Origin of the sequence: Pseudonocardia sp. C8 (assembly GCF_014267175.1) — a bacterium.
GTDB lineage: Bacteria > Actinomycetota > Actinomycetes > Mycobacteriales > Pseudonocardiaceae > Pseudonocardia.
This window is the reverse complement of sequence record NZ_JACMTR010000002.1, coordinates 2,543,211-2,550,683: the sequence shown is the minus strand read 5'-3', so window position 1 is coordinate 2,550,683 and position 7,473 is coordinate 2,543,211. Positions and strand designations below refer to the sequence as shown.

Below are 7,473 nucleotides of genomic sequence, written 5' to 3'. Positions count from 1 at the left end.
AGCGACACCCGGCGCGGCCGCGGAAACGCGCGCCGCGGACACGACCCGAGCAAACGCACTACAATCCCGTGTCGTGCCGATCACAGACCTCATCGCCGGTGTCCCTGTTTCCGACCTCGATCTCGGCATCGACTGGTACACGCGATTCTTCGGACGCTCCCCGGACATGCGCGTCGGCGACGAGGTGCTCTGGGACGTCGTCGACCACGCGACCCTGTTCATCGAGCCGGATGCCGCGCGCGCGGGTTCCGGCCGGATCACCTTCGCCGTCACGGATCTCGACGGGCTGCTCGACCGTCTCTCGAATCAGCGCATCGAGCACGAGCCGGTCGAGACGTATTCCAACGGCGTGCGCCACGTGACGGTTCCCGATCCGGACGGGAACGTCCTCGCCTTTGCCGAGCCACCCGGTGCGGCAGAATGACGTCGGCGGACCCGAGCGGTGACCGCGTCGAGAACGAGCGACGTGTCGCCGAGCTCCCGGCATCCTGACCCCATGACGACGACACGGGTTCTCGTCACCGGCGGCACCGGACGGCTCGGGCGGGTACTGGTGCCGATGCTGCTCGGCGCCGGTCATCGGGTACGGGTCCTGACTCGCCGGGAACGCGAGCCGGCCCCGCCCGAGTGGGCGGTCGGCGATCTGCGCACCGGCGCCGGTCTGCCCGGCGCGGTCGCCGGCACCGATGTGATCATCCACCTGGCCACGACGAACGGGCGGGCCGACGTGCCCACGACCGGCCGGCTGATCGAGGCCGCCCGGGCGGCCGTCGCGCCGCACCTGGTGTACGTGTCGATCGTCGGCATCGACGGCGCGGCGCTCGGCTACTACCGGACGAAGCTGGCCTGCGAGCACCTGGTCGAGCACTCCGGTCTGCCGTGGACGATCCTGCGCACCACCCAGTTCCACGACCTGATCACCGCGATGTGCGACGTGCAGCGCATGCTGCCGGTGACGGTGATGCCCGCCGGAGTCGCCTTCCAGCCGATCGACGTCACGGAGGTGGCCGACCAGCTGGTGACGATCGCCGGACGGCCTGCCGCGCACCGGGTCCCGGACCTGGGCGGCCCGGAGGTGCGGGACGGCGCGGAGCTCGCCCGCGACTACCTGCGGGCGATCGGCCGTCGCCGCCCGGTGTGGTCGGTCCCCGTGCCGGGCAAGGCCGTACGGGACTACCGCGCGGGCATCCACCTCGCCCCGGACCGCGCGGTCGGGCGCATCACCTTCGACGACTTCCTCGCACGCAGGTATGCCCGCTGATCCCCTCGGCGATGAACTCACGCGACGCCCCCAGGCACGACGCCACGGCCGCGTGCGGAGGTTCAGCCGGCGCGTGCGGAGAGCTCCCGCAGGGCGTCGAGATAGCTCGCCGGCCGCTCGTAGTGGACCAGGTGACCCGACCGGATCTGCACGAGCCGGGTGCCGGCGGGCAGCAGGGCGAGGGCGCGGGCGACGTCGTCGGAGTCCATCGCGGCCATGAGGGTCCCGTCGCCGTCGTAGGCGGTGCCGTCGCGGGCCTCGAAGTAGTTGGTGTGGATCAGCGTGGTCGGCACGTCGACCGCGCGCAGTGCGGCCTCGGTGTCGAACCCGGCGTACCAGCGGCCGCCGTCGCGGACCCAGGCCGCGCCGAACCACGGGTCGTAGTGGACGAGGCCCTGGAAGAACACCGTGACCTCCGTGGGCAGGTAGAAGCGCGCGAACGGCGCGCCCGGGTGCGCGTCGACCCACGAGAGCGCGTCGGCCTCGATCGGCCCCGCCAGCGGGCCGAACAGTCCGAAGTAGTCACCGTGCTCGATGAGGTGGCGCTGGAAGCCGCCGGGCGCGGGCGCCGAGAGGTACTGGTCGGCCAGCACCAGCATGGTGCCGCCCGTGGTGCTCGTCAGGCGCGGCATCTCGGAGGAGAACAACGGCGGGTCCTCCAGCAGCAGCGCGGTGACGAGCTCGGGCCGCGCCGCGGCGATCCACAGTGCCAGCAGCCCGCCGGAGGAGTGTCCGGACAGGATCGCGGGGCCGCCGACCGCCTCGGCGACGAACGCGGCGAGGATGCCGCCGACGGCCGCGTTCGTGTACTGCTCGGGCTCGAGCCGGCCGGACGCGCCGTGCCCGGGGACGTCGACGACGAACACCCGGTGGTCGCGGGCGAGCGCGGGCAGCACGCGCATGTGGTCCTGCCACCGGCTGCCCTGTCCGTGGACGAGGACCAGCGGTGGACCGTTGTCCGGTCCCTCGGCGTAGGCGAGCGTGTGGCCGTCCACCGTGATCCGCTTCTCGGCGAACCCGGCCCGGGCGACCGCGGCCATGCCGAACTCCAGGTCGGTGAGGTTGCGGCGGACGTACCCGCCGACGAGCGCGGCGAGCAGCACGGGGACGGCCCCCGCGGCACCGAGCGCGACACGTCGGCCGAACCCGCCGTTCCTCGGCCGATCGGGCGGCGGGCGCAGCAGGTCACCGGTCATGGAGGAGATCATCGTCGTTCCCCCGGCTCGTCGCCCCTGTCACGGTCCAGGATCTCGACGGTGCCGGCCGCGCCGTCGACCCGGATCCGGTCGCCGCTGCGGATCCGGGTGGTGGCGTCCCCACACCCGACGACGGCCGGGATGCCGAGTTCGCGGGCGACGACGGCGGCGTGCGACAGCGGAGCCCCGACGTCGGTGACCACCGCGAAGGCCCTGGGGAACAACGGGGTCCACCCGACGTTCGCCGCGGTCGTCACGAGGATCGCCCCGGCGTCGAGCCGGTCACGCTGCTCGACGCGGTCGAGCACCCTGGCGGTCCCCTCGACCACTCCGGCCACCCCGGGGAATCCGGTGAGGGTGTCACCGGTGGCGTCGTGGATGCCGGTACGCCGGTCGGCGGCCCACCGGAACGGATCGAACTCCCCCCGGATGAGCGACGGGTACGGCGGCAACGCGGCGAGACGTTCGTAGGTCGTGCGGCGGGCCGGGACCCGGTCGAGCACGCCGGTGTCGTCGGCGAGCACGGCGAGGATCTCCTCGTAGGTGCAGAAGAAGAGGTCCTCTCCGAGGCCGGTGAGCTCACCCGCGCGCAGGATGAACTCCCGGAGGACGAGGAACGCCCGGACTGCTTCCGACCGGCCCGCCTCCCTCGCGCGGGTCGCCTCGGCGACCCGGGCGAGGCGCCGGCGCAGCGAGCCCTCCCGGCGTGGATGCCGGGCCCGGAAGCGCGCTCGTGCCGCATCCCGGACCCGCTCCTGCCGGGCCAGGAGCGCGAGCGGGTCGGACTCCCCCGCCGGCACGGCCGCCAGCTGCCGGTCGATCCAGTCCGGATCCTCCACCGGCCGTGGGGCCGAGACCTCGAACTCGTCGGGGCAACGATGCCCCCACGTGCGCAGGTAGGAGTCCCGCCCGAGATCGCCGCGGGCCACCCTGGCCAGACCGACGACCGGTCCGAGGCTCTCGAGATGACCTCCGTGGGCCCCCGCACCGGTGAGGAGGGCGTCGGCGTCGGCGGCACCGACCCGCTTGACCAGCCACGGACGCGTGCGCACGACGGCGGCTCCGTTCGTGCGGGCGCCCGCTGCGAGCAGCCGGCTGGTGTGCCGCAGCAGTGGCTCGACGTCGCTGTGCCACAACGCGGCCAGCCCGTCCGGTGTGGTCGTCCCGCGGATCCGCCTGCGGACGACCTCGCAGCGGGTCCGTGCCGCCTCGACCCGGGCCGGGAGGTTCCGCCGGTGTCCGGCGACCCGGAGCGCGAACGGGATGCCGGTCCTCAGCAGGTCCACCACGATGGTGCGACGAGGTAGCGGCAGGGGCGGGACCTCCAGGTCGGCGGGAAACCGGCCGAACACCTGCTCCACGGTCCCCCGGACCCGTCGTCCGAGCCCGATCGCGGCGCTCGCACCCAGCAGCACGCTGAGGTTGAGGTAGAGCCGGCCACCGATGTTGCCCGCCAACCGGAAGCCGCCGACCGTCGACGGCGCCATCGCCTCGGACAGGAACACCCTCACCAGCGACCAGGTGACGGGTGTCATCACACCGGGGATCGCCTCGCCGACGTTTCCGCTGGTCCAGGCGAAGTCGCCGAGACGCGTGTCGTTCCACTCCTCGGTCGCCCGGGTCGTGATCGGACGCCGAACCGGGGACCGGCTGCGAGGCGCTCGGCGGCGGGCGCCGTGGCGCATCGCCCGGATGGTTCCCCGGACCACGAGCTCCTTGCCGAGCCCGCCGGGAACCGACGTCAGGGCCATCCGCCGCTCCTCGTCGGTGGCGGTCACGAACTGCACGCGGCCGACGGCGCCGCCGAGGTCGATGCACCGGACCACGTAGGAATGACGGAACGGTGTCGTCGGACGGTCCGCGCGAAGCTCCGAGATCACCCGTGCGGCGTGCGCGCCCATCGGGAGCGCCGTCGCGCACGACATCCGGAGATGGCGCGCGCCGTCGCCCACCACGTGCACGGCATCGCCCGCCCCGAGGACGTCCGGGTGGGTGGGCACCCGCAGGTCGGGGCCGACGAGGAGCCGGCCCCGCTCGTCCACCGGGAGCCCGGAGTCCGCTGCGAGCCGCGGTACCTGGAAACCGGTCGCGTCCACCACGATGCCGGCGCCTGCGTCGAGGTCGTCCCGCTCGCCCCGGCGCAGCACGATGCCGAGCGTGCGGAGCCGCCGGCGCTGCGCCTGGTGATACGGATCGTCGCGCCGGGGCTCGCGGGAGACGATCTCCACCCGCCTGCCCGCGGTGGCCAGTGCGCAGGCGACCGCGACACCGGTCAGGCCGGCGCCGACGACCGTGACCGGTGCATCCGGGTGCTGGGCGAGCGCGGCTCGCAGCCGCAGGGCCGCGTCCTCGTTCGCCACCCGGTGGAGGTGCGGACGGTCGTCGGGGGTCCGGCCGGACCCGACGGCGACGACGAGCCGGTCGAACCCGACGTCGTGCCCCGAGGCCAGCCGGATGGTGCCGCGTCCGGCGTCGATGCAACGTGCGGTGCCGGTGCGGATCCCGACGTCCGGGTGCAGGACGGTCCGCAACGCCACCCGGGCGTCCGCACGGTGCCCTGCGGCCACACGGTGCAGCCGGACTCGCTCGACGAAGACCGGGTCCGGGGTCACGACCTCGACATCGACACCGGCACGGGCGAGCCGGTTGGCGGCCATCACCCCCGCGTACCCGGCACCGAGCACGACGACCCGCTCGCTCACGGCCGGCCCTTCTCCCCGGTCCCCCGGGTCCGCTCGAAGATCATGGCCGCGCCGCGTGCGACCGCGGCCGGCACCAGCAGCCGATCGCCGTGCCGGCGTACGGGTATGCGGTGGGCACGCAGGTACGCGCCCGTGGCCGCGAGGTCGCGGATGCCCACCGTGCAGGCGAGCAGGCACGGTGCCGGCCCCTTCGGCTGCTCGCCGGGCAGGACGGTCGCCACCGCGGAGAAGGGGACGAGGACGACCCGCGTCTCGTCGAGATCGAACACCGCTGCCGGGCCCTCCCACCGTGGCACCCGGTCGAGGTACCGGCCGTACCGGTCGACGTGACGGTCCAGCTCGGCGTCGTCGATCCCCAGGTACACCTCGGTGAGCCCGGTCGCGCCGTTGGGATGGTCGGGAACCTGGCGGCGGCGGAGCACGTCCGCGGGCGGGTTCTCCGCGATCGCCAGCCTCCCTTCGGGCGTGTTCCCGCTGTCGTCGAGCTCGAGGTAGCCGATGGGCTCGGCGATCGGACCGTCGGGGGTCTCGACCGGCCGGGACATCCGTTGCACGCCGCTGTGCCGGATCCCCAGCCGGTCCAGTCCGGCCGCGGCCAGGTCGGCGTCCGGTGCGTGGAACGCGAGGATGTGCAGGCCCTCGTAGCGGTCGAGAGCGGCGCGCAGCCTCGCCGCCGTGGACGCGATGACCTCCGCCAGGCGCGGCAGCGCCGAGTCCGGCGCGTCGATGACCTGGATCGTCGCGTCCTGGTGCACGGCACCCCCGGCGGACGGGTCGGCGCTCCCGTCCCCGACGACGGCCACCAGCTCGAGGAAGGCGGTGGCGAACTCGATGTGGGTGTTGCCCGCGCCGAACGCGCGGGGCACCTCGCCGGGAGCGGGCGGCAGGGCGGGGAAGATGGCCGGCGGAACCACGAAACCCAGCCTGGCGAAGTCCGCGCGGGCTGCTCCGATGTCGCGCACGACCAGCCCGACGTGGTGAACCCCGGCCACCCCGACCCCGGCGGTCCGCTCCGCTTCGATCATGTTCGCTCCCCTCTGAGCTCTCAGCACAGGGGAGCGTACTCTATTTTGGGAGGCAACTCCTATTTTATAGTTCACTCCCATGACGAGGTGGGGCGGGGGGACGCACCGATGCTGTGGCGGTGCGCCGGCGTCTCCGCAGCCGGAGTCGTCCTGCCCTGACCACCGTTCGGCGACGAGGCACGGGACACTCCCCCGCCGACCGCAGACGAGCGCCGGCCACGAACACCGAGAAGGCATCCGACCATGAGCACCGAGAAGGCTTCGCGGCCCGGGCTGCGGGAGCGCAAGAAGGAACGGACCCGGACCGAGATCCAGCGGCACGCGCTGCGGCTGTTCCGTGAGCGCGGGTTTCACGCTACGACGGTCGAGCAGGTCGCCGACGCCGCCGACGTCGCGGTCAGCACGGTGTTCCGCTACTTCCCGCGGAAGGAGGACCTGGCCCGGCTCGACCGGTACCACTCGCTCGGCGACGCCCTCACCGACGCCTTCCGCCGCCAGCCGCCGGAGCTGAGCGCGATCGCCGCGCTGCGGGCCGCGCTGGCAGAGGCCTTCGCGTCCGTCTCCCCCGCCGACCGGGAGGCCCGCGGCGAGCGCGATCGCGGGCTGCTGGAGGTCCCCGAGCTCTGGGCGGCCAACGTGCCGACCGTCCTGGACTCCCTCGACGTCGTGAGCGCCCTGCTCGCGGAACGGACGGGCCGCACCGTCGACGACCCGGCCGTCCGTGGCCTCACGGCGACCTTTCTGGGCGTCGGCCTGGAGGCCCTGCTCCGTTCCGGTCGCCGGCCGGAGCTGGACGTCGCCGCCGAGATCGACCGCATCCTCCGGGCCCTCGAGACCGCGATCACGATGTAGTCGGGGAGCCCGGGCTGCCGGAAGATCACGCGGCTCAGGGGCCCGCTCGCCCGGCGGAGGCCGCCCCGCACGATCCCCCGATCCGGGGCGGCCTCCGCGTCACCCGGCGACCGAGCGCCGGGCACGGACGACGGTCACTCCCCCTTCTCGCCAGCGACCCGCCCGTCACCGGGTCAACGACGACACCCGCAACGAGGTCGTTGTCCCGCTCCACACAGTTCGTTGTGGGATGCACCAGCCGGCTCCGGCGGGGCTCACCCCATGAGCACCGACACCACGATCAGGACGACGAGGCCCACCACGGTGATGGCCAGGAGGCTCCAGCCGAGGACGAGGTGCAGCGTCGCCACGAGAGCCACCTCGACGCCCAGGATGACCGCGAGGGTCACGAGCGGGTGCCGGTACACGAACGACCGTTGCCGGGCCATGGGTCGATC

General features: G+C 73.6%; 7 protein-coding genes. 3 read left to right on the top strand and 4 right to left on the bottom strand.

Features of this window, described 5'->3' with window-relative positions:
* The first annotated feature begins 73 nt into the window (after positions 1-73).
* Positions 74-424 carry a VOC family protein gene (locus H7X46_RS12500; RefSeq protein WP_222131291.1) on the top strand — a complete coding sequence of 117 codons (351 nt, stop codon included), beginning with the start codon at positions 74-76 and terminating at the stop codon, positions 422-424.
* A 72-nt stretch (positions 425-496) separates the two neighbouring features.
* Positions 497-1,261, top strand: a complete 765-nt coding sequence (locus tag H7X46_RS12495; protein WP_186359566.1) for an SDR family oxidoreductase — start codon at positions 497-499, stop codon at positions 1,259-1,261.
* A gap of 62 nt (positions 1,262-1,323) precedes the next feature.
* Here the strand turns inward: H7X46_RS12495 and H7X46_RS12490 are convergent, their stop codons facing one another.
* The 3 genes from H7X46_RS12490 to H7X46_RS12480 are packed head-to-tail and all read right to left on the bottom strand — an operon-like array spanning position 1,324 to position 6,184.
* Entirely contained in the window at positions 1,324-2,457 is a 1,134-nt protein-coding gene (locus tag H7X46_RS12490; RefSeq protein WP_186359565.1) for an alpha/beta hydrolase, read from the bottom strand.
* 8 nt (positions 2,458-2,465) lie between these two features.
* On the bottom strand, positions 2,466-5,159 hold the full coding sequence (locus H7X46_RS30630) for an FAD-dependent oxidoreductase (RefSeq protein WP_186359564.1): 2,694 nt from the start codon (positions 5,157-5,159) through the stop codon (positions 2,466-2,468).
* Positions 5,156-6,184, bottom strand: a complete 1,029-nt coding sequence (locus H7X46_RS12480) for a VOC family protein (RefSeq protein ID WP_186359563.1) — start codon at positions 6,182-6,184, stop codon at positions 5,156-5,158. The genes H7X46_RS30630 and H7X46_RS12480 overlap by 4 nt, the downstream gene beginning before the upstream one ends.
* Before the next feature lie 243 nt (positions 6,185-6,427).
* Here H7X46_RS12480 and H7X46_RS12475 point away from each other — a divergent pair, with 243 nt between their 5' ends.
* Complete coding sequence (locus H7X46_RS12475; protein WP_186359562.1) at positions 6,428-7,036, top strand: TetR family transcriptional regulator; 609 nt, start codon at positions 6,428-6,430, stop codon at positions 7,034-7,036.
* Positions 7,037-7,290: 254 nt separating this feature from the next.
* Here the strand turns inward: H7X46_RS12475 and H7X46_RS12470 are convergent, their stop codons facing one another.
* Positions 7,291-7,464, bottom strand: a complete 174-nt coding sequence (locus H7X46_RS12470; RefSeq protein ID WP_186359561.1) for a hypothetical protein — start codon at positions 7,462-7,464, stop codon at positions 7,291-7,293.
* Positions 7,465-7,473: the final 9 nt, after the last annotated feature.